General features: G+C 68.8%; 19 protein-coding genes. 11 read left to right on the top strand and 8 right to left on the bottom strand.

Annotated elements, in window-relative coordinates; genetic code table 11:
- The first annotated feature begins 37 nt into the window (after positions 1-37).
- Positions 38-2,131, top strand: a complete 2,094-nt coding sequence (locus tag ACSYGO_RS06370; RefSeq protein WP_460386059.1) for an FUSC family protein — start codon at positions 38-40, stop codon at positions 2,129-2,131.
- Between the two features lie 39 nt (positions 2,132-2,170).
- Here ACSYGO_RS06370 and ACSYGO_RS06365 read toward each other — a convergent pair whose 3' ends face one another.
- Both ACSYGO_RS06365 and ACSYGO_RS06360 read right to left on the bottom strand, forming a co-directional pair.
- On the bottom strand, positions 2,171-2,635 hold the full coding sequence (locus tag ACSYGO_RS06365) for a MarR family winged helix-turn-helix transcriptional regulator (protein WP_426679818.1): 465 nt from the start codon (positions 2,633-2,635) through the stop codon (positions 2,171-2,173).
- A gap of 135 nt (positions 2,636-2,770) precedes the next feature.
- Positions 2,771-4,123, bottom strand: a complete 1,353-nt coding sequence (locus tag ACSYGO_RS06360) for a phenylacetate--CoA ligase family protein (RefSeq protein ID WP_460386058.1) — start codon at positions 4,121-4,123, stop codon at positions 2,771-2,773.
- Positions 4,124-4,409: 286 nt separating this feature from the next.
- Here ACSYGO_RS06360 and ACSYGO_RS06355 point away from each other — a divergent pair, with 286 nt between their 5' ends.
- On the top strand, positions 4,410-5,609 hold the full coding sequence (locus ACSYGO_RS06355) for a CoA transferase (protein WP_460386056.1): 1,200 nt from the start codon (positions 4,410-4,412) through the stop codon (positions 5,607-5,609).
- A 4-nt stretch (positions 5,610-5,613) separates the two neighbouring features.
- Here the strand turns inward: ACSYGO_RS06355 and ACSYGO_RS06350 are convergent, their stop codons facing one another.
- The 4 genes from ACSYGO_RS06350 to ACSYGO_RS06335 form a co-directional block, all read right to left on the bottom strand.
- Entirely contained in the window at positions 5,614-6,318 is a 705-nt protein-coding gene (locus tag ACSYGO_RS06350) for a GntR family transcriptional regulator (RefSeq protein ID WP_460386055.1), read from the bottom strand.
- A 139-nt stretch (positions 6,319-6,457) separates the two neighbouring features.
- The gene (locus tag ACSYGO_RS06345; protein ID WP_460386053.1) at positions 6,458-7,267 is read right to left on the bottom strand and encodes an HpcH/HpaI aldolase/citrate lyase family protein; all 810 of its coding nucleotides are present in this window, start codon (positions 7,265-7,267) and stop codon (positions 6,458-6,460) included.
- Entirely contained in the window at positions 7,264-8,133 is an 870-nt protein-coding gene (locus tag ACSYGO_RS06340) for an HTD2 family dehydratase (RefSeq protein WP_460386052.1), read from the bottom strand. Before ACSYGO_RS06340 ends, ACSYGO_RS06345 begins: the two co-directional genes overlap by 4 nt.
- A 223-nt stretch (positions 8,134-8,356) precedes the next feature.
- The gene (locus ACSYGO_RS06335) at positions 8,357-9,307 is read right to left on the bottom strand and encodes a LysR family transcriptional regulator (protein WP_435229833.1); all 951 of its coding nucleotides are present in this window, start codon (positions 9,305-9,307) and stop codon (positions 8,357-8,359) included.
- A gap of 290 nt (positions 9,308-9,597) precedes the next feature.
- Here ACSYGO_RS06335 and ACSYGO_RS06330 point away from each other — a divergent pair, with 290 nt between their 5' ends.
- The 5 genes from ACSYGO_RS06330 (at position 9,598) to ACSYGO_RS06310 (ending at position 16,187) form a co-directional block, all read left to right on the top strand.
- Positions 9,598-10,782, top strand: a complete 1,185-nt coding sequence (locus ACSYGO_RS06330) for a CaiB/BaiF CoA transferase family protein (protein ID WP_460386051.1) — start codon at positions 9,598-9,600, stop codon at positions 10,780-10,782.
- A gap of 54 nt (positions 10,783-10,836) precedes the next feature.
- Complete coding sequence (locus ACSYGO_RS06325; RefSeq protein WP_426679810.1) at positions 10,837-12,039, top strand: acyl-CoA dehydrogenase family protein; 1,203 nt, start codon at positions 10,837-10,839, stop codon at positions 12,037-12,039.
- Between the two features lie 67 nt (positions 12,040-12,106).
- Entirely contained in the window at positions 12,107-12,892 is a 786-nt protein-coding gene (locus ACSYGO_RS06320; protein ID WP_460386050.1) for an electron transfer flavoprotein subunit beta/FixA family protein, read from the top strand.
- A 21-nt stretch (positions 12,893-12,913) separates the two neighbouring features.
- A complete protein-coding gene (locus ACSYGO_RS06315; RefSeq protein WP_460386049.1) occupies positions 12,914-13,876 on the top strand; it encodes an electron transfer flavoprotein subunit alpha/FixB family protein in 963 nt (320 codons plus the stop codon).
- A 28-nt stretch (positions 13,877-13,904) separates the two neighbouring features.
- Positions 13,905-16,187: a (Fe-S)-binding protein gene (locus tag ACSYGO_RS06310; RefSeq protein WP_460386048.1), complete on the top strand. Its 2,283-nt coding sequence runs from the start codon at positions 13,905-13,907 to the stop codon at positions 16,185-16,187.
- 69 nt (positions 16,188-16,256) lie between these two features.
- Here the strand turns inward: ACSYGO_RS06310 and ACSYGO_RS06305 are convergent, their stop codons facing one another.
- Complete coding sequence (locus ACSYGO_RS06305; RefSeq protein WP_460386047.1) at positions 16,257-16,883, bottom strand: TetR/AcrR family transcriptional regulator; 627 nt, start codon at positions 16,881-16,883, stop codon at positions 16,257-16,259.
- Between the two features lie 228 nt (positions 16,884-17,111).
- Between ACSYGO_RS06305 and ACSYGO_RS06300 the strand changes: the two genes are divergently transcribed.
- A complete protein-coding gene (locus ACSYGO_RS06300) occupies positions 17,112-17,960 on the top strand; it encodes an oxidoreductase (RefSeq protein ID WP_460386046.1) in 849 nt (282 codons plus the stop codon).
- Positions 17,961-18,068: 108 nt separating this feature from the next.
- Here ACSYGO_RS06300 and ACSYGO_RS06295 read toward each other — a convergent pair whose 3' ends face one another.
- A complete protein-coding gene (locus ACSYGO_RS06295; protein ID WP_426682694.1) occupies positions 18,069-19,244 on the bottom strand; it encodes a CaiB/BaiF CoA transferase family protein in 1,176 nt (391 codons plus the stop codon).
- A 215-nt stretch (positions 19,245-19,459) separates the two neighbouring features.
- Here ACSYGO_RS06295 and ACSYGO_RS06290 point away from each other — a divergent pair, with 215 nt between their 5' ends.
- Genes ACSYGO_RS06290 through ACSYGO_RS06280 form a run of 3 tightly spaced genes read left to right on the top strand, consistent with a single transcriptional unit; the run spans position 19,460 to position 23,282 of the window.
- A complete protein-coding gene (locus ACSYGO_RS06290) occupies positions 19,460-21,268 on the top strand; it encodes a CoA-transferase (RefSeq protein ID WP_460386045.1) in 1,809 nt (602 codons plus the stop codon).
- On the top strand, positions 21,252-22,436 hold the full coding sequence (locus ACSYGO_RS06285; protein WP_435229797.1) for an acyl-CoA dehydrogenase family protein: 1,185 nt from the start codon (positions 21,252-21,254) through the stop codon (positions 22,434-22,436). Before ACSYGO_RS06290 ends, ACSYGO_RS06285 begins: the two co-directional genes overlap by 17 nt.
- Before the next feature lie 54 nt (positions 22,437-22,490).
- Positions 22,491-23,282, top strand: a complete 792-nt coding sequence (locus tag ACSYGO_RS06280; RefSeq protein WP_435229799.1) for an enoyl-CoA hydratase/isomerase family protein — start codon at positions 22,491-22,493, stop codon at positions 23,280-23,282.
- The last annotated feature ends 29 nt before the right edge of the window (positions 23,283-23,311 follow it).

The raw sequence follows: 23,311 nt of genomic DNA, 5'->3' as shown, positions 1-23,311 counted from the left end.
GCCTCCGTGCTCACACGGAAAGAAGTGATACACCGCCATGTGGACCCACTACAGGCGCGCTGTTCTGCACGCCGCGCGCCACGGCTTCAAGCTGGGGCGGCCCCTGCAGAACCCGGAGGCGCTGCTGCGGGTCGCCGTTGCGGTCGTCGTCGCCACGGTCGTCAGCTACTTCCTCAACAATCCGATGGTGACGATCGGCGCCTGGTTCACCGGCATGGGCTCGCTCGTCCCCCGCCGGCGCAACCGCGTGGCCATCTCAGCCGTGAGTACGCTCCTGCTGTGCGTCGCCGGTCCGCTCGTGGGCGTCCATCTGCACGGCACCCCGTGGCTCCTCTACGTTCTGGCCTTCCTCGGCACATTCGTCGGCGGCATGCTGCTGACCCTCGGCATCGGCCCGGGAATGAGGGTGATCATCATGATGATCATGATGGTGGCCTTCGCCGACATCTCGCCCGACATCTCCACGGGGCTGAGCGAGGTGAAGTGGCTCGCCGTCGGCGGCGGCATCGGCTTCGTCTGCCATCTGATCCCGCCCTACGGCCCTCGGTTCGAGGGCCAGCGCGATGCTGTGGCGGCGCTCTACGACGCGCTCGCCGCCGATGCCAGGGCGTACGCGGACGGCGGTGCCCCGGGCCAGCCATGGCCCCAGCCGACGCTCACCGCACGGCAGGCGCTGACCGTCCTGCCGCAGCGCTCCCGCGCCGCGGCCGCACCCCTGTTCGCACTGGTCGGCGAGGCGGAACGCATCGTGCGATACCTGCGCGCCCTCGAGGCGCCCACCGGCCTGGACCCCGACACCCGCAAGGCGCGCTGCGCCGCCGTCGCGGACGTCCTGTCCGAGATCGCCTCGGCCGTGCGAACCGGCCGAACGGTCGCCGCCACGACGGACGAACGCGCGCGGCGCCGGCTGGAGCCGCGACCCGGTGAGCCCCCGGCACGCACGCTGCGGGGCCTCGTGGAGAGCCTCACCGAAGCGGAACGGATCGCCTCGCTGTCCGACTCCGGTGATGCCGGTGCCTCCTGGCAGCACACCGAACTGGCGAAGCAGCACGCCCAGTCCGGTTTCCTCGCCCGTGGACTGCGGCAACTGCGTGCCGAACTCGCCTGGGAATCCCCCGCCTTCCGGCACGCTCTGCGCCTCGCGGTCGCGGCCACCCTCGCCGAGGCCGTCGGCCGCGCCAGCGGTGACTGGGGCGGCATCGGTGTGGCGCACCACGCCGTCTGGGCCTTCCTGACGGCCGCGGTCGTCCTGGTCCCCACCTTCGAGCACACCATCGGCCGCGGCATCAGCCGGAGCGCCGGTGCCGTCGTGGGCGGCTTCCTCGGCTGGGGCCTGACCATGCTTCCCGACGACCGGCTGCTGCACTCCGTCATCGTGGTCCTGCTGATCTTCGGCTACCTGGCCTTCCGCAGCATGGGGCAGCCGCCGACGATCATCTGCATCACGGCTGTGGTGGCCTACATCGGCGGAGAAGGCGCCAGCGCGTGGAGCCGCACCGTGGACACACTGATCGGCGCCTCCATCGCCATGATCGTCTACGTCCTGTGGCCCACCTGGCACAGCAAGCGACTTCCCCGGCTGCTGGGCGACTGGACCCGGATCGAAGGCCGCTACCTCGGTACCCTCGCGGCCGCGTGGGCCGACCCCGCCGGCGCCGACCGTGCGGCCCTGGACAGGATGGGGCACGAAGCCCGCGTCGCCCGCCGTCACTTCCAGGAAGCCGCAGCCGAGGCCACGTCCGAGCCGGTCCACCACCGCGCCCGGTGGAGCGGCCCCGAACTGGAGACACTGTCCCGCTCGACCCGCGAACTCGCCAAGGGATCGGCCCTGCTGGCCGCCCATGCGCCGGGTCCGCGGCAGCCGGGAGTTCCCTCAGCCGCTCGCTACGCGGACTCCTTGCAGGAGGAGTTGTCCGAACTGGCCGAAGCCGCGGAGACGGGCAGGATGCCGGCTCCCGGACTCACCGCTGAGCTGCACGACCTCTTGAGCGTCGAACTCGCGGACACCACACCGTCCGGGATGTACGAGCGTGAGGTCTTCGCCCATGTCACCCACGCCGTGGAGGACCTGGCATCCGCGATCAGCGACCAGCGCGTGACCGGCCGGCACCGGGCGGTCGGAGTGGGGTGAAGGGCTCGCGTCGGGAGAGCACCTGGACGAACAGAAGGTTCAGGAACGTGACTGACGATCCTGGATCGCGCGGGTCAGGGCCGGGAGCGCGACCTTCACCGCGTGCTGTTCCGGCTCGGCCAGCTCCTCGATGAGCTGCTGCAAGGCCTGGGCGCGCTCGGCGTGGCGCTGCCGGAAGATCTCCAGACCGGTCTCGGTGGCTTCCACCAGCACCACCCGGCCGTCGCTGGGATCGGCGACCCGCTGCACCAGCCCGCCACGTTCCATACGGCTGACGAGCTGGGTCATGTTCGGCTGAGTGACTCCCTCGGCCCGGGCCAGCGTGGTCAGTCGCTGGGGGCCTTCCCGGCCCAGTCGGGCGATCGCGGAGGATGCCGCGGTGCTCAGGCCGCCGGCAGTGGCGCTCTTGCGTACGTAGCGGACCAGCTGCTCCACGGCGATCATCAAGTCTTCCGGCGGCACCCCGGGCACCCCAGGGTCGTCAGTTGTAGCCCGCTTATGCATCAACCGATTATATGTGTCCGCCGGTGGGATCACTTTGACGCGCCCCTGGCGGGCGGGCCACCCATCGCCGGGTGGCACCGCGCAGCCCGAGGGTCTGCCACCCTGCGGGCAGTGTCATAGGGCCCAGGGCTGCGGCTACGACGAGACGCGCTCGATCAGTGCGACCTTGACGTGGTCCGGGCGCTTCAGCGTCCCGTCGGGGACGAGCTCGACGACCGTCTTCACATTGAGGGCCGAGTGGATCCGCTGTTCGAGCGCGGCGCGCAGGTCCTGCTGCTGGTCCTGGCTCATGCCGGAGGCGTGCTCGACGACCAGGGGGAGCGGACGCTGGGTCGAGTGCCCCTCGAAGTCCGCCCGGATCCGCATCTCCCCGGTGGTCGCCGGCATCATCTCCAGAACCAGCTGCTTGATCGCGGACGGGAAGACGTTGATTCCGCGCACGATCAGCATGTCGTCCGTGCGGCCGATGCAGCGGACCTTGTAGCCGGTTCGACCGCAGGAGCAGTCGGTTCCGGTGACCACGACGTGGTCCCTGGTGCGGAAGCGCAGCAGGGGAGAGGCCTGGCGGCGCAGGGCCGTGTAGACGAGCTCGCCCTGCGCGCCCTCGACCGGTGCGACCTGCTCACCGGTCTCGGGGTCGATCAGCTCGGCGACCATGAGGTCCGGTGAGAGGAAGTGCATCCCGTCGCCCGCCTCGCACTCACCCCAGTACGTGCAGGCGATGTCGGTTCCCCCGAGCATCTCGCGCGCGGTCGCGCCCCACAACGTCTCAAGGTTCTCGCGCACCGCGGGCAGGCCGCCGCCGGGCTCACCGCCGACACTGATCGCGCGGACACCGAGTTCGCGGGCGGCGCGACCGACGATCTTCGGCGCCTGCTCGGCGAGGTGGGTGAGGAAGTACGGGGTGCCGATCAGGGCGTTGGGCCGCTGATCCGCCTGCACGCGCAGCAGCCGCTCCGCGCCGGCCTCCGCGCCGATCGGGATGTCGACGATGCCCATGTACTGCAGAATCTGGACGATCGGCAGTCCACCGACGAACCCCTTGCTCATGCCGAAGGCGTGCAGCAGCCGGTCACCCGGCCGGAATCCGTTCGCATACAGTGCCCTCGCCCCGAGTTCGCACCAGGTGACGATGTCGCTCGCGGTGAGCCCCACGTACGACGGGCTCCCCGTGGTGCCTGACGAGGCCTGAATCTGCACGATGTCGCAATCGTCCACAGCGACATGAGCTCCCAGCGGCGGAAAACTCGCCAGACTGTCACGGAGCTCCTGCTTCTCGGTGAACGGAAGAGCGGCCAGATCCTCGACCGTCCTGACCTTCGTCACATCGACATGGTGCTGTGAGAACTTCTCGCGGTAGAAGGCGCTGTTCGCGGCCAGATGGGCAATTTGTTCCCGCACGCGCTCATCCTGGACGGCCCGTGCCTCCGCGGCGGAAATGGTCTCGATCGAGTTCCAGTACTTCTCTGAGAACGGAGCACCTGTCATGACGCCTCCCTCTCTTCCAGGGTATTCAGTAATCATATATCTTATTTCAGAGCCGATCCCGGGCTGGTTCGGCGGGGGCGGTGAGATGGATTGCGGGTGGGGTGTCCGGTCCAGCTCGCCGCATCTTGCCCGAGTTTGCGGCCATCCATATGAGCACAGAGTGCGGCCGGGTGTGGCTGCGACTTCGGCGGCCGGGTGACCCTTCCGAGTCTTGTAAATATCATATATGTTAACTGGGTTCCGACAGCGACAGCCCCGCGTACGCCGCCGGGTCGAAGGGATGACCATGCCTCCTGAAGAAGTGCCCCCGAAGGAGGGGCTCCTGTCCGGCCTCAGGGTCGTCGAGATCTCGAGCTACGTGGCCACGCCTCTGTGCGGGCTAACGCTCGCTCAGTTGGGCGCCGACGTGATCCGGGTCGAACCCCTCGGCGGCGCGGCGGACCGGACCAGATGGCCGCTGGCCGACTCCGGAACCAGTCTGTACTGGTCGGGCCTGAACAAGGGCAAGCGCGCCGTCGCCGTCGACATGGAATCCGAGGCGGACCGCCGGCGCGTGGTGGACCTGATCGTGCGGGGCGGTCCATGCGTGGTCGTGAGCAACAGCGACAGATACCCGGAACTGGGCTACGAGGCGCTCAGCGCGCTGCGTCCCGACGTGATTCACGTGGTCCTGCAGGGGCGTGCCGACGGCGGTGCCGGAGTGGACTACACAGTCCAGGCCGCCACCGGGTTCCCTCTGGTCACCGGAGCTCCGGGCACCGCCGCGCCCATAAATCACGTGCTGCCCGCCTGGGACATCGCGGCCGGACTGTATCTGGCGGTCGGCCTGCTCGCCGCGGAGCGGGAGCGGCTGGTCGGCGGCCGGGGCCGGGAGATCCGGGTCGCGCTAGAGGACGTCGCGCTCGCCACGGCGGGCAACCTCGGCTATCTGGCCGAGGCGCAGGTCACGAACCACGAGCGCACGAAGTCCGGCAACGACGTCTTCGGCACCTACGGCCGTGACTTCGTGACCGCGGACGGCGTACGGCTGATGGTCGTGATCCTGACGAAGCGGCACTGGACCAAGCTGTTGACCGCGACCGGTCTGACGGCCGCGTTCGAGGGCCTCGCCGGCGCCCTGGACATCGACTTCTCCAGCGAGTCGCAGCGGTACGAACACCGCGAGCTGATCTCGACCCTGCTGGCGCGCTGGTTCGGCGGTACCCGGTTCGCCGAAGCGGCCGAGATCCTGGACCTTCACCGGATCCTTTGGGAACGCTACCGGAGCTTCGAGGAGCTCGGCCGTGACGGCGGTGCCGCGCTGCGAAAGAGCGACCTGTTCGACGAGGTCGACCAGCCCGGAGTGGGCCCGCACCTGGCGCCGAAGTCACCCATCGTCGTCGACGGCGGGCGCCTGGATCCCCTGCCCGCCCCCGCCGTCGGTGAGCACAACACGCAACTCCTCCCGGTGGTGGGCGAGTCCGACGCTCCCAGGGGCGACGCGTAGGCGCTCAGGACGCCGATTCCCACCTGCTCCACAGCCCGCGCTCATCGAGGGCCTCGACCAGGTGGTCTGCGCCCTCGGTGATGTGTCGCTGCATGAGTGCCCTCGCCTCGCCTGCGTCGCCCGTGCGCAGCGCGTCGAGCAGGAGGGGGTGTGCGTGCCGGGTGGCGGCGACCTGACCCTCGATCGTCGCGTAGAAGCGGTTCGGCACATGCTGGACGGCCGAGTTGAGCAGGAGGGTGAGGCGGTGGGAGTCCGCCGCCAGGTTGATCTCCCGGTGGAAGGCGTGGCCGAATCCGGCGATGCGTTCTTCGTCGCCTGCGGCGATGGCCTTCTCGTGCTCGGCGAGGATCGCCTCGAGCCTGGCGATCTGTTCTGCCGTGATCTTCCTGGCAGCGCGCGCGGCCAACTCGCCGGCCAGGTGTGCCTGGGTCCAGAACAGATCCCGGATGTCCTGCTGAGTGAAGGGGGCGACGATGAAGCCCCGGCGCGGGACCAGTTGGACGAAGCCCTCGCTCTGGAGAGCCAGCATGCCTTCTCGGACCGGTGTGTTGCTGACGCCCACCGCCTCGGCGATGGGCTCGATGCGCAGGAACTCGCCCGCGCGCACCTCGCCGGAGATGATCAGCTCACGGACGTAGCTCGCCACCTCGTCGGGAAGTCGTCTCCGCGTGGCGCCTCGGCCGTGCAGGGTGATTACGTTGCCCGTCATCGTTGTTTCTCGCCTCCTCATGAGGCCCCAGCATAATATACGATCGATCACTCTCTCTTGTTCGTAGCCGAGGCGCAACGAGGTGTTTACGCGCGGCACTGGGCGACCCCTTCGGGGGCCGCCCAGTGCCGCGCGTACCTCAACCGCGGGCGGCCAGGATCCGCCGAGCGCGTTCCAGCACGGGCTTGTCGACCATCTGTCCGTCGACCACGGTGACCGACTCGCCCGCCTCGACCACGGTACGTGCCCACCGCAATTCGCCCTCGGTAGGGGCGAACTGGGCCGTCACGGCGGCGATCTGGGCGGGGTGGATGCACAGCTTCCCGGTGAAGCCCAGGCGGCGGGCGTGCGAGATGTCCGCGGTGAGGGCGTCCGAGTCCTTCACGCTGGTGGTGACGCCGTCGACAGGGGGGCACAGGCCTGTGGCGGCCGCCGCCGAGACCAGTTTCGAGCGCGCGTACGCGAGTGCCATGTGGTCGTCAGGGGAGACGCCGAGCTGGCTGGACAGGTCGGCGTTGCCGAAAGCCAGGCGGACCGCGCCGGGCGTGGCGCACACCGCGAGCGCCCGCTCCACGCCGGCGGCCGTCTCGACCAGCGGGATCAGGGGGCACTTGCGGGCCGTACGACGGGAGAGCTGCGCCAGTACGGTGGGGTCCTCGGACTTGGGCACCATGACGGGGACGCTGAAGCGGGCCGCCACTTCGAGATCGGCGTCGCTCCACGGTGTGCCCGGCGCATTGATCCTGACCACGGCGCTGTTGCCCGCGCCGAGCCATGCGGCCACGTTCTCGCGCGCCAAGTCCTTGTCCTGCGCGGCGACGGCGTCCTCGAGGTCGACGATGACCGCGTCCGCGCCGGCGGAGGCTGCCTTGGCGAACCGGTCCGGTCGGTCACCGGGGACGAACAGCAGGCTGCGGGCGGTCTCGAGCCGGCTTCGGGAGAGAGTCATGCGAAGGTCACCTCGGCCGTGGCGTGGCGCTGTTCACGATGCGTCGCGATGCTCAGGGCGGCGTTCCGGCCCGTCGGCGCCCCGGCCGCCAGCAGGCGCTCGCCCGCGAACGCGGGGCGTCGCAGCCGGTAGGACACGGACCGGACAGGGCGGGTGGGAGCGTTGCGGCGTACCAGTTCGAGCATGGTCAGCACCAGGAGCGGGCCGTGGACGACGAGGCCGGGGTAGCCCTCCACACCCTCGGCGTACGGCGCGTCGTAGTGGATGCGGTGAGCGTTCGCGGTGAGGGCGCTGAACCGGAACAGCAGCGCCGGGTCCGGCTGCAGCGGGAGCTGCCAGGCGTCCTCGGAGTGCGGCCGCGCGGCGATGTCGAGATCCGCCGGATGCTGCCCCGCGCTTCGCCCCGACCGGTAGACGATGTCCTGTTCTTCGACCACGCGCGTGGTGCCGTGCTGAAGGTACTCACTGCGCACGGTGACGAAGAGGAGTTCCCCGGTGGAGCCCTGCTTCGTCGTCACCGTGCTCACGCTGCTGACGCGCTGAGCGGGCTCACCGATGCGCAGCGGTTCGACGACCTTGCAGCGTCCTCCGGCGAACATCCGCTGCCGGTCGGGGATGGGCGGCAGGAAGTGCCCGTGACGGGGGTGTCCGTCGTCTCCCAGGTCCTGCTGCGCCGGCCACTGAAGGAAGTACAGCCAGTGCCACAGCGGGGGCAGCGCGTCACCGGCCACAGCGACCGGCTTCGACTGGTCCAGGAGTGCCGACAAAGCGGCCACCGGGGCGGGGGACAGGACATCGTCCTCGGTGACCGCTCCAGGACTCCACGATTCCACGTAGGAGCCGAGTCCGCTCTGGACGTTGTGCATGGCTTCTCCTCAACGAGTGGCGAGGGCGGTGCGATCGGCCGCGGAGGTCGCCGAAGCGCGACAGGCCTGGTGGCGACGCCGACGGGGCGGCGGCAGGCTCATCATCATGCGCGCTGATGGGTGGTCTTGAGTAATAGAAGTCCCTGATGTCGCTATGCCTCGGCGGTATGGCCGCCTCCACGGACGTACGCCGCCTGGGTGCCGCGCGGTGGGACGGGCGCCGTCACGCTCCCTTCCTCGCGCCCCTGTCGTACAACTCCGCGGACGGCCACCGGCCCTGTCGTACGGCCGAGTGGATCTGGCGGGAGAGTTCCTTGGCCACGACCTCGGCCGCGGGCGTGACCCGCCCCGCCCGGGAGGTGCCGAGCACGATCGAGCGCCACACCTCGGGTTCACACAGCGGCGCCGCGCTCAGCGAACCGTTCGCCACGTCCTCGGCGATGCCGACGCCGGGCAGGATGGTCCAGCCGTGGCCTGCCCGCACGAGCTGTTTCTGCACGAGCATGGAGTTGGTCTGGACGACCAGGTTCATCTCCACCTTGGCCTGCGCGACGGCCGCGTCGATCACCGTACGCAGTCCGTGGCCGGCCGCGGGCACCACCAGCGGACGCGACACGGCCTGCTCCAACGGGACGGGCTCTTCGGCCCGGAGCCCGGCGGACGGCGGCGCGACCGCCCACAGTCTCTCCCGCACCAGCGGTTCCACGTTGAGTGACGGTGTGCCGGCGAGGTTGTACAGCAGTGTCAGATCCAGGTCCCCCTCGTCGAGCCACTGCTGAAGGTGGCCGGAGTACGCGGTGAGCAGGCGCAGCTCGATGCCGGGGTGGTCACGGATGACGGCGGACGCGAGGGGTTCGGCCAGCAGGTCGGTGGCGCTGTCGAGCAGGCCGACGGTCACGATGCCGCTGACCACGTCCGGTGTCGGCCGGATCTCCGCGCGGGCCCGCTCCAGCTCGTTCAGGGCACGCCGGGCGCGCTCCACCATGGTCGTACCGGCCGCCGTGAGCTGCATTCCCTGCCGGGTCCGCTCGAACAGCGCGACGCCCAACTCCTGCTCCAGGGTGCGGATCTGCCGGGTGACGGCCGGCTGGACCAGATGCAGCAGTTCCGCCGCGCGCGTGACACTGCCCGCCTCGGCCACCGTGACGAGAGCTCTGAGCTGTTTGAGGTCCATCGTTCCTTCGCCTTGTTCGTGCTATCTGCGCTGAGCATGGAGCCATCAAAAATCAGCATTTCACCTTCAGCCCCATGAGCATCCATGATGGCACTGCTGCCGGAACGAGGGAGGTTCCCGCAATGCACCGGCTGCACGACGGTGCATCGGGCGGCCGGAGGGCGTCACCGCACCCGTCCTCCGCGTCGGCGGATCTGCCGTATCACCCCGACGGGAGATCCGCCGACGACGAGGCCCCTCCACGCAGCACGTTCCCCGCAAGGCCCTGGAAGGTCCCTGGAGGCCCGAACATGACCGCACTCCCGCTCTCCGGTGTCACCGTCGTGAGTGTCGAGCAGGCGGTGGCGGCGCCGTACGCCACCCGCCAACTGGCCGACCTCGGTGCCCGTGTGATCAAGGTGGAGCGGCCCGGGGGCGGCGACTTCGCGCGCCGCTACGACACCACGGTGCACGGCCAGTCCAGCTATTTCGTCTGGCTGAACCGCTCCAAGGAGTCGGTGACGCTGGATCTGAAGTCCCCGGCCGGCCGGGACGTACTGGAACAACTGCTGGGCCGGGCGGACGTGTTCGTACAGAACCTCGCTCCTGGTGCGGCGGCCCGCCTGGGGTTGGACGCCGAATCCCTCACGCGCCGGCACACGTCACTGATCCCGTGCACCGTCTCCGGATACGGCACCACCGGCCCGTGGGCGGACCGCAAGGCCTACGACCTGCTCATCCAGTGTCAGACCGGCCTGGTCTCGCTGACCGGCACGCCGGAGGAGACCGCCCGGGTCGGGGTGTCGGTCGCCGACATCGCCGCTGGCATGTACGCCTACTCCGGCATCTTGACCGCGCTCTACACACGGGCGACCACCGGCGTCGCGCGGGCCGTGGAGGTGTCGCTCTTCGAGGCGCTGGCGGAGTGGATGGGCCAGCCCGCGTACTACACACGGCACGGCGGCACCCAGCCCCCACGGCTGGGCACCCAGCACGCCACCATCGCACCGTACGGCGCCTACGCGACGGCCGACGGCAAGCAGGTGCTGTTCTCCATCCAGAACGAGCGGGAGTGGGCGGCGTTGTGCGAACGCGTCCTGGTGCGGTTGGAGTTGGTGGACGATCCGCGGTTCGCCATCGGATCGGACCGGGTCGCCCACCGGAACGAACTCGACGTGATCATCGCGGAACGGTTCCTGCGGTCCGGCAGCGACGAGGTCATGAAGCTGCTGGACGCGGCGGGGATCGCGAACGCCGGGGTCAACGACGTACGCGAATTCATCGACCATCCGGTGCTCGCCGAGCGCGGCCGCTGGCACGAAGTGGCCATACCCGGCGCCGTGGTGCCGGCCCTGCGGCCGCCGGCGGACCTGGCCGGAGTCGGGCCGCGCATGGACCCCGTGCCCGCCGTCGGCGAACACACCGAGCGGATCCTGGCCGAACTGGGACTTACCGCAGCCCGGATCGAGGGACTGAGGGCCGACGGCGTCATCTGACAGCACGTCTCGGCACCGAAAGACCTGAACCACCTGAACGACGAGGAGTACACCGTGAGCACCCTGGACGCCCTCTCCGAGGACGAGCAGTTCGTCGTCAAGACCGTACGCGAATTCGTCGACAAGGAGGTGAAGCCCGTCGTCCAGGAACTGGAGCACTCCAACACCTACCCCGAGGCCCTGATCGAGCAGATGAAGAAGCTCGGCATCTATGGGCTGGCGGTCCCCGAGGAGTACGGCGGCAACCCCGTCTCCATGCCCTGCTACGTCCTGGTCACCGAGGAACTCTCCCGCGGCTGGATGAGCCTGGCCGGTGCCATGGGCAGCCACACCGTGGTGGCCAAGCTGCTGGTGCACTTCGGCACCGAGGAGCAGAAGCGCCGCTACCTGCCGAAGATGGCCACCGGTGAGATGCGCGCCACCATGGCCCTGACCGAGCCCGGCGGCGGCTCCGACCTGCAGGCCATGCGTACCGTCGCCCGCAAGGACGATGGGGGCACCTCCCGCTCGAGCGAAGCCGAGAGTGGCGGAGGCTACGTGGTCAACGGGTCCAAGACCTGGATCACCAACTCCCGGCGCGCCGGGCTGATCGCGCTGATGTGCAAGACCGACCCCGACGCGAGCCCCGCGCACAAGGGCATCTCGATCCTCCTCGCCGAACACGGGCCGGGTCTCACGGTCTCCCGCGACCTGCCCAAGCTGGGCTACAAGGGTGTGGAGACCTGCGAGCTGGCGTTCGACGACTACCGAGTGCCCGCGGACGCGGTGCTCGGCGGCGTCGAGGGCAAGGGCTTCTCCCAGATGATGAAGGGTCTGGAGACCGGGCGTCTTCAGGTCGCGGCCCGCGCGCTCGGCGTCGGCCGGGCGGCGCTGGAGGACTCGCTCGCCTATGCCCAGGAGCGCGAGTCGTTCGGCAAGCCCATCTGGCAGCACCAGTCGATCGGCCACTACCTCGCCGACATGGCCACGTCGCTGACCGCCGCCCGCCAGCTCACCCTGTACGCCGCCCGGGAGGCCGAGGCCGGCCGACGGGTGGACATGGAGGCCGGCATGGCCAAGCTGTTCGCCTCCGAGACCGGCATGCAGATCGCCCTCAACGCCGTCCGCATCCACGGCGGTTACGGCTACTCGACCGAGTTCGATGTCGAGCGGTACTTCCGTGACGCTCCGCTGATGATCGTCGGCGAGGGCACCAATGAGATCCAGAAGAACGTGATCGCGGCCCAGCTCGTCAAGCGCGGCGGCCTCGACGCCTGATGGCAGGCGCGAAAGACATGAAGGCGGCCCGGGCCAGGGCTGCCATGGAGAACAGGAGCGCACCCTCATGGTGAATATCGTTGTTTGTGTGAAGTACGTGCCCGATGCCACCGGCGACCGGCACTTCGCCGACGACCTGACCCTCGACCGTGACGACGTGGACGGCCTGCTGTCGGAACTGGACGAGTACGCGGTCGAGCAGGCGCTGCGGATCGCCGAGAACTACGACGGCGACGCGGAGGTCATCGCGCTGACCGTGGGGCCGGAGGATGCCAAGGACGCGCTGCGCAAGGCCCTTTCGATGGGTGCCGACAAGGCCGTCCACGTCGAGGACGACGATCTGCACGGCACCGACGTCATCGGTACGTCGCTGGTGCTGGCGAAGGCGATCGAGAAGGCCGGCTTCGACCTGGTGGTCTCCGGCATGGCGTCGACGGACGGTACCGCCGGTGTGGTCCCCGCGCTGGTGGCCGAGCGCCTGGGCGTCCCGCAGGCCACGCTGCTGTCCGAGGTGTCGCTCGAGGGCGGCACGGTCAAGGGACGCCGGGACACCGATGCCGCCACCGAGCAGGTGGAGGCCTCGCTGCCCGCGCTGGTGTCCGTGACCGACCGGTCCGGTGAGGCGCGGTACCCGTCCTTCAAGGGCATCATGGCGGCCAAGAAGAAGCCGGTGGAGTCCTGGGACCTGTCCGACCTCGACATCGAGGCCTATCAGGTGGGACTCGACGGCGCCTGGACCAAGGTCGACTCGGCGGATCAGCGTCCGGCTCGCACGGTGGGCACGATCGTCAAGGACGAGGGCGACGGCGGCAAGCAGCTCGCCGAGTTCCTCGCGGGCCAGAAGTTCGTCTGAATCGCTAGGAGTTGCTTTCCCATGGCTGAAGTTCTTGTCTACGTCGACCACGTGGACGGTGCCGTCCGCAAGCCCACCCTTGAGCTGCTGACACTCGCCCGTCGGGTCGGTGAGCCGGTCGCCGTCGCGCTGGGCGCCGGTGCGGAGAGCGCGGCTGCCGCGCTGGCCGAGCACGGTGCGACCCGTGTCCTCACCCACGAGGCGCCCGAGTACGCCGACTTCCTGGTCGTACCGAAGGTGGACGCGCTGCAGGCCGCCTACGACGCCGTCTCCCCGGCCGCCGTGCTGGTCCCGTCCTCCGCCGAGGGCAAGGAGATCGCGGCGCGGCTGGCGCTGCGGATCGGTTCGGGCATCATCACGGACGCCGTCGACGTGGAGGCCGGCGAGGAGGGCCCGGTGGCCACCCAGTCGGTGTTCGCCGCCTCGTTCACCACCAAGTCCCGTGTCGTCAAGGGCACCCCGGTCATCACGGTGAAGCCGAACAGCGCTGCCGTGGAGGTCGCTCCGGCGGCCGGTGCGGTCGAGGCGCTGAACGTGTCGTTCTCGGAGCAAGCGACCGGTACGAAGGTCACGGGCCGCACGGCACGTGAGTCGACGGGCCGTCCGGAGCTGACCGAGGCCGCGATCGTGGTCTCCGGTGGCCGTGGCGTCAACGGTGCCGAGAACTTCTCGATCATCGAGGCCCTCGCCGACTCCCTCGGCGCGGCCGTCGGCGCCTCCCGCGCCGCGGTGGACGCCGGCTGGTACCCGCACACCAACCAGGTCGGCCAGACCGGCAAGTCGGTCTCGCCGCAGCTCTACATCGCCAACGGCATCTCCGGCGCGATCCAGCACCGCGCCGGCATGCAGACCTCGAAGACGATCGTCGCCGTCAACAAGGACGCCGAGGCCCCGATCTTCGAGCTGGTCGACTACGGCGTCGTCGGCGACCTCTTCGACGTCGTCCCGCAGCTGACCGAGGAGATCAAGACCCGCAAGGGCTGAATCCCGCGAGAAACAGAAGGCGTTCTCCATGCAACTCGCCGCGATCATAGTGTCGTTGGTCCTGGCCGCGGTCGGCTCGGCACTGTTCGCCCGGGCCATCGGCCGGATCTACCGCTTCGTGCGGCTCGGACAGAACGTGCCCGCGGGCACCCGCACCGACAACCCGAAGCAGCGCAGTCTGACCCTGCTCAGGGAGTTCCTCGGCCACACCCGCCTCAACCGCTGGGGCGTCGTGGGCGTCGCGCACTGGTTCGTGGCGGTGGGCTTCTTCACCCTCGTCCTGACCCTGGTGAACGCCTTCGGACAGCTCTTCCAGGCCGACTGGTACATCCCGATCATCGGGAACTGGGCACCGTACGAGGTCTTCACCGAGCTCATCGGCCTGCTCACCACGCTCGGCATTCTCACGCTCATCGGGATCCGCCAGCTGTCCCACCCGAGGCGAACGGGCCGCAAGTCGCGGTTCACGGGTTCCAACATCGGCCAGGCGTACTTCGTCGAAGCCGTCATCCTCACCATCGGTCTGGCGATCCTGACGCTGCGCGGTCTGGAGGGCGCGTTGCACGGGGTGGGCGGGTACGGGGCCTCCTACCTGGTCTCGTACCCGCTGGTGGTGGCCTTCAAGGGGCTGGGCCTGAGCACGCTGCAGAACCTGGTCTACCTGGTCGCGATGATCAAGATCAGCGTGTCGTTCATCTGGATGATCGTGGTCTCGCTGAACACCAACATGGGTGTGGCCTGGCACCGTTTCCTGGCGTTCCCGAACATCTGGTTCAAGCGCAACGCGGACGGTTCGACCGCGTTGGGCGCGTTGCAGCCGATGACCTCGGGCGGCAAGCCGATCGACTTCACCGACCCGGGCGAGGACGACGTCTTCGGTGTCTCCCAGGTCGAGCAGTTCTCCTGGAAGGGCCTGCTGGACTTCTCCACCTGCACCGAGTGCGGCCGCTGCCAGTCGCAGTGCCCGGCCTGGAACACCGGCAAGCCGCTCTCCCCGAAGCTGCTGATCATGTCGCTGCGCGACCACGCGCACGCCAAGGCCCCCTACCTGCTGGCCGGCGGCGGCAAGACCATGGAGGGCGAGGAGAAGGCGTCCGAGGAGCAGCTCAAGGACGTGCCCGCCGCGGCCCTCGCCGAGGCCGAGCGCCCGCTGATCGGCACCGCGGAAGAGAACGGCGTCATCGACCCGGACGTCCTGTGGTCCTGCACCACCTGCGGCGCCTGCGTCGAGCAGTGCCCCGTCGACATCGAGCACATCGACCACATCGTCGACATGCGCCGCTACCAGGTGATGATCGAGTCCGCGTTCCCGTCCGAGGCGGGCACGATGCTCAAGAACCTGGAGAAGAAGGGCAACCCCTGGGGCCTGGCCAAGAAGCAGCGCCTGGAGTGGCTCAAGGAGCTCGACTTCGAGGTGCCGGTCGTCGGCAAGGACATCGAGGACCTCACCGAGGTCGAGTACCTGTACTGGGTCGGCTGCGCCGGCGCGCTGGAGGACCGGGCCAAGAAGACCACCAAGGCCTTCGCCGAGCTGCTGAACATCGCGGGCGTCAAGTTCGCGATCATGGGCGGCGACGAGAAGTGCACCGGTGACTCCGCCCGCCGCCTCGGCAACGAGCCCCTGTTCCAGGAGCTCGGCATGGAGAACGTCATGGCGCTGAACGCGGCGTTCGGCGAGGAGACGGACGACGAGGGCAACGTCACGCCCGAGTCGAAGAAGCCGAGGTCGGCGAAGAAGATCGTCGCCACCTGCCCGCACTGCCTCAACACGATCGGCAACGAGTACCCGCAGATCGGCGGCGACTACGAGGTCATCCACCACACCCAGCTGCTCCAGCACCTCGTCGACGAGGGCAAGCTCGTCCCCGTCACCCCGGTCGAGGGCATCATCACGTACCACGACCCCTGCTACCTGGGCCGCCACAACAAGATCTACACGCCCCCGCGCGAGATCATCGGCAAGGTCCCGGGCCTCAGGAACGAGGAGATGCACCGCCACAAGGAGCGCGGCTTCTGCTGCGGCGCCGGCGGCGCCCGCATGTGGATGGAAGAGCGCATCGGCAAGCGCATCAACAACGAGCGCGTCGACGAGGCGCTGTCGCTCAACCCGGACATCGTCTCCACCGCCTGCCCGTTCTGCCTCGTCATGCTGACCGACTCGGTCAACGGCAAGAAGGCCGCGGTCGAAAGTGGCTCCGCCACGGGCGTCAAGCCCAAGGAATCTATTCAGGTCGTCGACGTCGCCCAACTCCTGCTGGAATCCGTCAGGACCGCGGTCGACCCGGTGGGCGAGCCGGAGCCGGTGAGGTAACCAGAACCGCCCTTACGACGGACGTCCCCCGCGACCTTTCTGGCGCGGGGGACGTCCGTCGTCACCGGTCTACTGGCCGGTGCACTGCCGGTTGCCGGTGATCAGGCGCCGTGCGGCTCCGGCGGCCTTGCGTTCGATGTCCTCAGCGGTGCGCTGGTGTTGTGCGTATGCGCCGAGGTTGTAGAGGGCGGCGTAGCCGTGGGCGAGGGCGACGACCTGGTCGTACAGGTCGAAGACGTCCTCGTAGGTGCTGCCGGCGGAGGCCGCGGTGACCAGTTCGATCTGCAGGTCGGTGAGTTTGCGGGTGTGTTCGTGCAGGTCCGCGTACTTGGAGTCCTGGAGGCCGTCCAGGAAGACGATCTCCAGGCCGACGCGCTGGTCCATGACGTAGCGGGTGTAGGCGCCGACGGCCGCGGCCACGCGCTCGACCGGGTCGCCTCCGGCCCCATCGGCCGCATTCTGGATGCGCTCCGCGAGCTCGTCGGCGATCCGGGCGGCGACCGCGGCGAGCAGGCTCTCCCGGTCCGGGAAGTGGCGGTACGGAGATGCCGAGCTGACTCCGAGGCTGCGCGCGAGCTTGGCGACCGAGAACCCGGCGAGGCCGTCCGCCGCCAGCAGGCTCATCGCCTCCTGCACCAGTGCCGCACGCAGATCGCCGTGATGGTAGGGCCGAGTGCCCGCGGCGGAGTCTCGCATCACTCTTCATCTCCCTCGTTTGACTCCATGCTAGAGCCCTCTTACATTGATGTGAGAGGGCTCTAGCATGCATGTGACATGCAGGAACGTAGCAAGATGCCGATCTTTGCACGCCTCACAGTGCCCGCGGCGGTGGACTTCGGCGGCGGTGACCTGATCCTGTGACGCACGCCGGTATCCGAAGAAGCAGGACAAGGTGCTGCTGAGCGGCTTCTGCGTAAGAAATCAATGGGAGAATGTCAGATGAAAGCATGGTTCATTACAGGCGCCAGTCGCGGACTTGGTCTTGAGGTGGCTCGGGCAGCACTTGAGTCCGGAGACCGTGTGGTTGCCGCAGCCCGCAAGCCGGAGCAGGCCAGTGCGGCGCTGTCCGGATTTGGTGATCGCCTGCTCACCTTGAAGCTGGACGTCACCGATCATGCCGCGGTCCAGGCCGGCGTCGACCAGGCCGTGGAGCGTTTCGGCCGCATCGACATTCTCGTCAACAACGCCGGATATGGTCAGCTCGGTGCATTCGAGGAAATTTCCGCGACAGCGATGGAGCGGCAATTCGCGACGAACGTATTCGGGACGATGGCTGTGACGCGGGCGGTTCTGCCGGTGATGCGGGAGCAGCGTTCGGGCCATGTCTTCACGGTGTCGTCCATCGCCGGACTGATGGGCTTCGAAGGCGCGTCCGCCTACACGGCGACCAAATTCGCGCTCGAGGGCTGGGCGGAGACCCTCGGCCTGGAAGTCGCCCAGTTCGGTATCAAGGTCACCCTCGTCGAGCCGGGATTCTTCCGTACGGACTTCCTCGATCCGAGCTCGGCCTCCTACGGCGACGTGGAGGTGTCGGATTACGCTGACTACTCGGCCGCGCAAAAGGCCGGCTATGACGCGGCGAACCACAACCAGACCGGTGATCCGGTGAAGTTCGGCAAGGCGGTTGTCGCTCTGGCCGTGGCCGATGAGCCGCCGGTGCGTTTTGCCGCAGGGCCTGACGCGTACGAGATCGTAACCAATCGGGCCGAAACGCTACGCGTCAACGCTGAGAAGTGGCGCGACCTTTCCGTCTCGACCGACTTCCAGAGCTGACGAGCCGTGGGCGACGTTCTCGCCCGACATCCACGAACCGGAGTCAACGCCCGTACGGTAGGCGATCACGGCAACCCCGGCGGCCCGATGGCCGCCGGGGTGACTTGTTCAGGAGTCGGTGAACAGGACCCCGGCGGCGACCAGCTCGTCGATGCGCGAGTCGTCGTACACCTCGCCGGCTATCTCGCGTGTGTGCTGGCCGACCCGCGGTGCGACGCCTTCGCGCTCGGGACGGGAACCACCGAATCGCCACGGCGGCCGGAGCAGGGAGACGCCGTTGTGCTCCGGCTCGACGAGCTCGAGCCACTCGGTCTGCGGGTGGTTGATGTACCCGGAGACGGTGAGCACCGGAGCGAAGGGGACGTCCGCCTCGGTCAGCCGCTTCTCCCACTCGCGCGCCGGCCTGGTGAGGAACTCCGCCTCCACGATCTCGACCAGCTCGAAGTAGTTGCGTTCACGGTCCGGGTACGTGGCGAACCGGGGGTCGTCCGCCAGATCACGCCGGTCGAGCGCTTCGACCAGGCAGTGCCAGAACTTCTGCTGCGACGACAGGTGTATCGCGAAGTCCTCCCCGGTGGCGGACTTGAGGCAGAAATTCTGCGCCTGCGGGTGACGGCTCTGCCGGGTGGGGTCCTGGTGCCCGTCGTCGAAGTACTGGCTGATGGCGTCGGCGGTGATCGTGCTGACCGCCTCCATGATCGAGGTCTCCACGTGCTGCCCGGCGCCGGAGGCGGCGCGGCCGACCAGCGCCGCGAGCACACCGGTGGCGGTGGACAGGCCGGTGACCAGGTCCGCGAGGATGGTGCCGGTCAGCTGGGGAGTACCGGTGTCGCCGAGAAGGGAGTACAGCCCGCCGACCGACTGGCCCATGGTGTCGTAGGCGGGACGCTGGGCGAACGGGCCGCCGTTCCCGAAGCCGGTGACGGACGCGTACACCAGATCGGGTCGGAGTGCCGTGCATTCCGTCTGGCCCAGTCCCAGAGAGGCGAGCTTGCCCGCGCGCAGGTTCTCCAGCACCACGTCGAAGCGGGGGACCAGGGCCTTCACGAGCGCCACGCCCTCGGGCTTCTTGAGGTCCACCGCGAGGCTGCGCTTCCCGGCGTTGTACTGGATGAAGTACGGGCTGCGGTCGTTCTTGTGGCGCCGGAAGTCCTCGCCGGTGCCAGGCCTCTCGACCTTCACCACCTCGGCGCCCAGCGCGCACATCAGCGAGCTGGCGTAGGGTGCCGAGATGTATCCCCCGAGCTCCAGGATCCGGATGCCGTTGAGCGGCTTGTGCTGCATCGGTGACCTCGCTTCATTGTGACGGTCGCCAGCTGATGAAGTATGTAAAATATTTTTCCTGCGCGCTGTCAAGGGTTGAGCCCGGTTGATGCCGGATCGTGTCGACCGGTCCGAGCGTCGCGGCAGATGCTTGCGTGACCTGCGTCTCATTGCCCCTGGCGATGGGTAAATATATTTTATTTAAACTTCGCGACTGAGCAAGAGGGAGTTTCGACATGGCGACCACTGCGACGCCTGCCGGCGCCGAACCCGCGCCGCAGGCCGTCGACTTCTGCCGGCTGGACGAAGCGATCTCCCGGTACGTACACCCAGGTGACGCCGTGCACGTGATGATGGGGCACAGCCGCTGGAGCGCCCTGGTGCGGGAACTCGCCCGTCAGTACTGGGAGAAGCCCGCCGACTTCACGCTGATCATGGCGAGTCTGTCCTCGCTGGGGGCCGTGCTCTTCCGTGCGGGCTGCCTGAAGAAGGTCGTCACGGTGTACTCCGGAGACTCCTTCCCGGTCTTCACCCCCAACCCCGTCTTCCAGGAGGCGTACGCCTCGGGAGCGGTGGAGGTCCAGAACTGGTCCTTCCTGACCTTCATCCAGCGGCTGCGGGCCGCGGCCACCGGCGTCCCCGCGGTCGTGACCGGCTCGGTGCGCGACTCGTCGATGACCGAGAACGAGGCCTACCAGGAGGTCGACACCGCCTTCGGGCGGGTCGGCCTGGTCGCGCCGCTGGTGCCGGACGTGACACTGGTGCACGCCGCGGTGGCCGACCGGCAGGGCAACCTGGCGATCGCGCCACCCATGTTCGAAGGTGTGGTGGGAGCACTCGCCTCACGGCGCGGAGTGATCGCCACGGTCGAGAAGGTCGTGGACGACCTGCGGCCCTGGTCGTCCCTGGTGCGCATCCCCGCCCATCGGGTCCTGGGCATTGTCGAGGCGCCGTTCGGCGCGCACCCCGGTGGCGTCTTCCCCGGACCATCCGGAGCACGGCTGCCCGTACGGGGCTATGTGGAGGACGTCCCCTTCTGGGTCGCCGCCCGCGAGGCCAGCAGGGGACCGGACTTCGAGGACTGGCTGCGCGAGTGGGTCCTGGAACCGGCCGACCACGAGAGCTACCTGGCGAAGCTGGGCACGGCACGGCTCCAAGGACTGGTCCGGGGGGCGGAGGGGCCGCCGACACCGCCCGCCGGGGCCGAGCGCGTCGGCCCGCCGACGGCGGCCGAACGGGCCGCCGTGTGGCTCGCCGACCTCGTGAACCGGCGGATCGCCGAGACCTCGGCGGACACCGTGCTCGCGGGGGCGGGCCTGGCGAACCTCGCCGCCTGGGTCGGGGTCGGACAGGCCAAGGCGGCCGGCCACCGGGTGGCGCTCGCGGCAGAGTTGGGGCTGTGGGACTACACCCCCACCCCCGGCGACCCGTTCATCTTCAGCTTCTCCAACTTCCCGTCCTCGTCCATGCTGCTCGATACGGAGCAGGTGTTGGGGAACCTGGTCAACGGCGCGTTCTTCCGGTCCATCGCCTGCGTGGGCGCCGCCCAGATCGACCGGCACGGCAACATCAACACGACCAAGATCGAAGGCGGCCCCTACCTGGTCGGTTCCGGCGGCGGCAACGACGTCATCACCAACGCAGACGAGGTGCTGGTGGTCGGCACGATGGGCCGCCGCCGCTTCATCGACAAGTGCGGTTACGTCACCAGCCCCGGCCGGCGGGTGCGAGCCGTCGTGACGGACCTCGGCACGCTGACGATGCAGGACGGGGAACTCGTCCTCACCCACATCGCGCCCGGACCGGAGCCACTGGCCGAACGGGTCGCCCACGTCCGCGACCAGTGCGGCTGGGACCTGTCCGTCAGCCCGCACCTCGAAGAACTCCGCCCGGTCACGGCCGCCGACGTCGGGGAACTGCGTGCGTACGACCCGGAGGGGCTGTTCCTCGGCCGGGCACGCGCACAGGCCCCGCAGCCGGCCTCGGACTCGGTTCCCCTCTCCGCCCCGAACACAGAAAGGAAGGAAAATGCCCACACCCGTTGAAGAGACGGTCAGTGCGGACGACTTCGCTCAGATCCATGCCCAGGTACGGGAGTTCATCCGGGAGGAGGTCGTCCCCCGGGAACGTGAGATCGCGGACGGTGACACGATCCCGGACGACCTGCGCCAGAAGGCCGCGGCGATGGGCCTGTTCGGCTACGCGCTGCCGCAGGAGTTCGGCGGGCTGGGGCTTGTCATCACCCAGGACGTCGAGCTGGCCTTCGAGTTCGGCTACACGGCACTGGCCTTCCGCTCGCTGTTCGGGACCAACAACGGCATCGCCGGCCAGGTGCTCGCCGGCTTCGGCACCGACGAGCAGAAGAAGCGGTGGCTGGAGCCGATGGCCGCGGGCGAGTGCATCGCCTCCTTCGCCCTGACCGAGCCGGAGGCGGGATCCGACCCGTCCGGCATGCGTACCACCGCCACGTGGTCGGCCGACGGATGGACCATCAGCGGCCAGAAGAGGTTCATCACCAACGCCCCGCTCGCCGACCTCTTCGTCACCTTCGCCAAGGTGCGGGGGACCGACGCCGAGAACAAGATCGCGGTGTTCCTGGTCCCGGCCGGCAGCAAGGGGCTGACCGTCGCCGCCAAGGACCGCAAGATGGGCCAGGAGGGAGCCACCACCGCCGATGTCTACTTCGATCAGGTCCACGTCGGCCACGAGGCGCTGATCAGCGGCGAGGTGGAGACGGGCTTCCGGGCCGCCATGACCGTCCTCGCCCGCGGCCGGGTGCACATCTCGGCACTGGCCACGGGGCTGGCGGAGCGCGCCCTGGACGAGTCGGTGTCCTACTCCGCCCAGAACCGGCAGGGCGGCGTGCCGACCGGGGAACAGCAGCTCGTCCAGGCCATGCTGGCCGAACAGCAGTCGCTCGTCATGGCGAGCAAGGCGCTCGCCCGGGACGCCGCGCGGCACTACCTCGACGGCTCCGACCGACGGCTCGGGCCCTCCGCGGCCAAGCTGTTCTGCACCGAGTCGGCCGGCCGGGTCGCCGACCTCGCCGTCCAGGTCCACGGGGGCAGCGGCTACATGCGGGAGGTCGCGGTGGAGCGCATCTACCGGGACGCGCGCCTGCTGCGGCTCTACGAGGGCACCAGCGAGATCCAGAAGCTCATCATCGGGCGGGAACTCATGCGGCGGGAGCGTGGTCGTGCGTCCCGCGCATGAGAGCCGGGGCCGGCGCGGCCCGGATGCCGGACCACACGATCGGAAGGAACAACCATGAGCCGCTACGCACGCTTCTCCAACCTCCGCGTGGACGGGCCCGACGAGGCCGGAGTGATCGAGCTCGTGCTCGACGCGCCCAAGCTGAACGCCGTGAGCGAGGCCGCCCACGCGGACCTCGCCGAGATCTGGCGTGAGTTCGACGCGGACCCCGAGGTGAAGGCGGTGCTGCTGCGGGGCGAGGGCAAGGGATTCTCGGCCGGCGGGTCCTTCGATCTCGTCGAGAAGCTGACGAACGACTTCGACACCCGTACCCGCACGATGCGTGAGGCACGGGACCTGGTCTACAACGTCATCGACTGCTCGAAGCCGACCGTCTCGGCGATGCACGGTCCCGCCGTCGGAGCCGGACTGGTGGCCGGTGTGCTCGCCGACGTTTCCGTGGTGAGCAGGACCGCGAAGATCATCGACGGTCACACGCGGCTCGGCGTCGCCGCCGGTGACCACGCGGCGATCTGCTGGCCGCTGCTGTGCGGCATGGCGAAGGCCAAGTACTACCTGATGACGTGCCGTCCGCTGACCGGTGAGGAAGCGGAGCGGATCGGGCTGGTCTCGCTGTGCGTGGACGAGGACGAGCTGCTGCCCACCGCCCGTGAGGTCGCCCGCGAGCTGGCTCTGGGCGCCCCGTCGGCGATCCGCTGGACCAAGCAGTCGCTGAACAACTGGTACCGGCAGGTCGCCGGTTCCATCTTCGACGCCTCGCTCGCCCTGGAGTTCTACGGCTTCGGCGGACCCGAGGTACTGGAGGGACTCGCGTCGCACCGCGAGCGGCGCAAGCCGAGCTTCTGATCCGTCTTTTGTTCATGTAAGTAGAGGAG

The sequence above is a fragment of the Streptomyces krungchingensis genome (assembly GCF_054729265.1).
Note: the sequence above shows the minus strand (reverse complement) of the source record. Positions and strands in the feature narration are given on the sequence as shown.

What these genes read in the sequence shown, in the direction of transcription:
- ACSYGO_RS06310 (WP_460386048.1), top strand. Translation starts at nt 13,905, where the DNA reads ATGCAACTCGCCGCGATCATAGTGTCGTTGGTCCTGGCCGCGGTCGGC.
- ACSYGO_RS06370 (WP_460386059.1), top strand. Translation starts at nt 38, where the DNA reads ATGTGGACCCACTACAGGCGCGCTGTTCTGCACGCCGCGCGCCACGGC.
- ACSYGO_RS06335 (WP_435229833.1), bottom strand. Translation starts at nt 9,307, where the DNA reads ATGGACCTCAAACAGCTCAGAGCTCTCGTCACGGTGGCCGAGGCGGGC.
- ACSYGO_RS06365 (WP_426679818.1), bottom strand. Translation starts at nt 2,635, where the DNA reads ATGCATAAGCGGGCTACAACTGACGACCCTGGGGTGCCCGGGGTGCCG.
- ACSYGO_RS06340 (WP_460386052.1), bottom strand. Translation starts at nt 8,133, where the DNA reads ATGCACAACGTCCAGAGCGGACTCGGCTCCTACGTGGAATCGTGGAGT.
- ACSYGO_RS06290 (WP_460386045.1), top strand. Translation starts at nt 19,460, where the DNA reads ATGGCGACCACTGCGACGCCTGCCGGCGCCGAACCCGCGCCGCAGGCC.
- ACSYGO_RS06360 (WP_460386058.1), bottom strand. Translation starts at nt 4,123, where the DNA reads ATGACAGGTGCTCCGTTCTCAGAGAAGTACTGGAACTCGATCGAGACC.
- ACSYGO_RS06320 (WP_460386050.1), top strand. Translation starts at nt 12,107, where the DNA reads ATGGTGAATATCGTTGTTTGTGTGAAGTACGTGCCCGATGCCACCGGC.
- ACSYGO_RS06295 (WP_426682694.1), bottom strand. Translation starts at nt 19,244, where the DNA reads ATGCAGCACAAGCCGCTCAACGGCATCCGGATCCTGGAGCTCGGGGGA.
- ACSYGO_RS06345 (WP_460386053.1), bottom strand. Translation starts at nt 7,267, where the DNA reads ATGACTCTCTCCCGAAGCCGGCTCGAGACCGCCCGCAGCCTGCTGTTC.
- ACSYGO_RS06300 (WP_460386046.1), top strand. Translation starts at nt 17,112, where the DNA reads ATGGGAGAATGTCAGATGAAAGCATGGTTCATTACAGGCGCCAGTCGC.
- ACSYGO_RS06350 (WP_460386055.1), bottom strand. Translation starts at nt 6,318, where the DNA reads ATGACGGGCAACGTAATCACCCTGCACGGCCGAGGCGCCACGCGGAGA.
- ACSYGO_RS06305 (WP_460386047.1), bottom strand. Translation starts at nt 16,883, where the DNA reads ATGCGAGACTCCGCCGCGGGCACTCGGCCCTACCATCACGGCGATCTG.
- ACSYGO_RS06355 (WP_460386056.1), top strand. Translation starts at nt 4,410, where the DNA reads ATGCCTCCTGAAGAAGTGCCCCCGAAGGAGGGGCTCCTGTCCGGCCTC.
- ACSYGO_RS06315 (WP_460386049.1), top strand. Translation starts at nt 12,914, where the DNA reads ATGGCTGAAGTTCTTGTCTACGTCGACCACGTGGACGGTGCCGTCCGC.
- ACSYGO_RS06280 (WP_435229799.1), top strand. Translation starts at nt 22,491, where the DNA reads ATGAGCCGCTACGCACGCTTCTCCAACCTCCGCGTGGACGGGCCCGAC.
- ACSYGO_RS06285 (WP_435229797.1), top strand. Translation starts at nt 21,252, where the DNA reads ATGCCCACACCCGTTGAAGAGACGGTCAGTGCGGACGACTTCGCTCAG.
- ACSYGO_RS06330 (WP_460386051.1), top strand. Translation starts at nt 9,598, where the DNA reads ATGACCGCACTCCCGCTCTCCGGTGTCACCGTCGTGAGTGTCGAGCAG.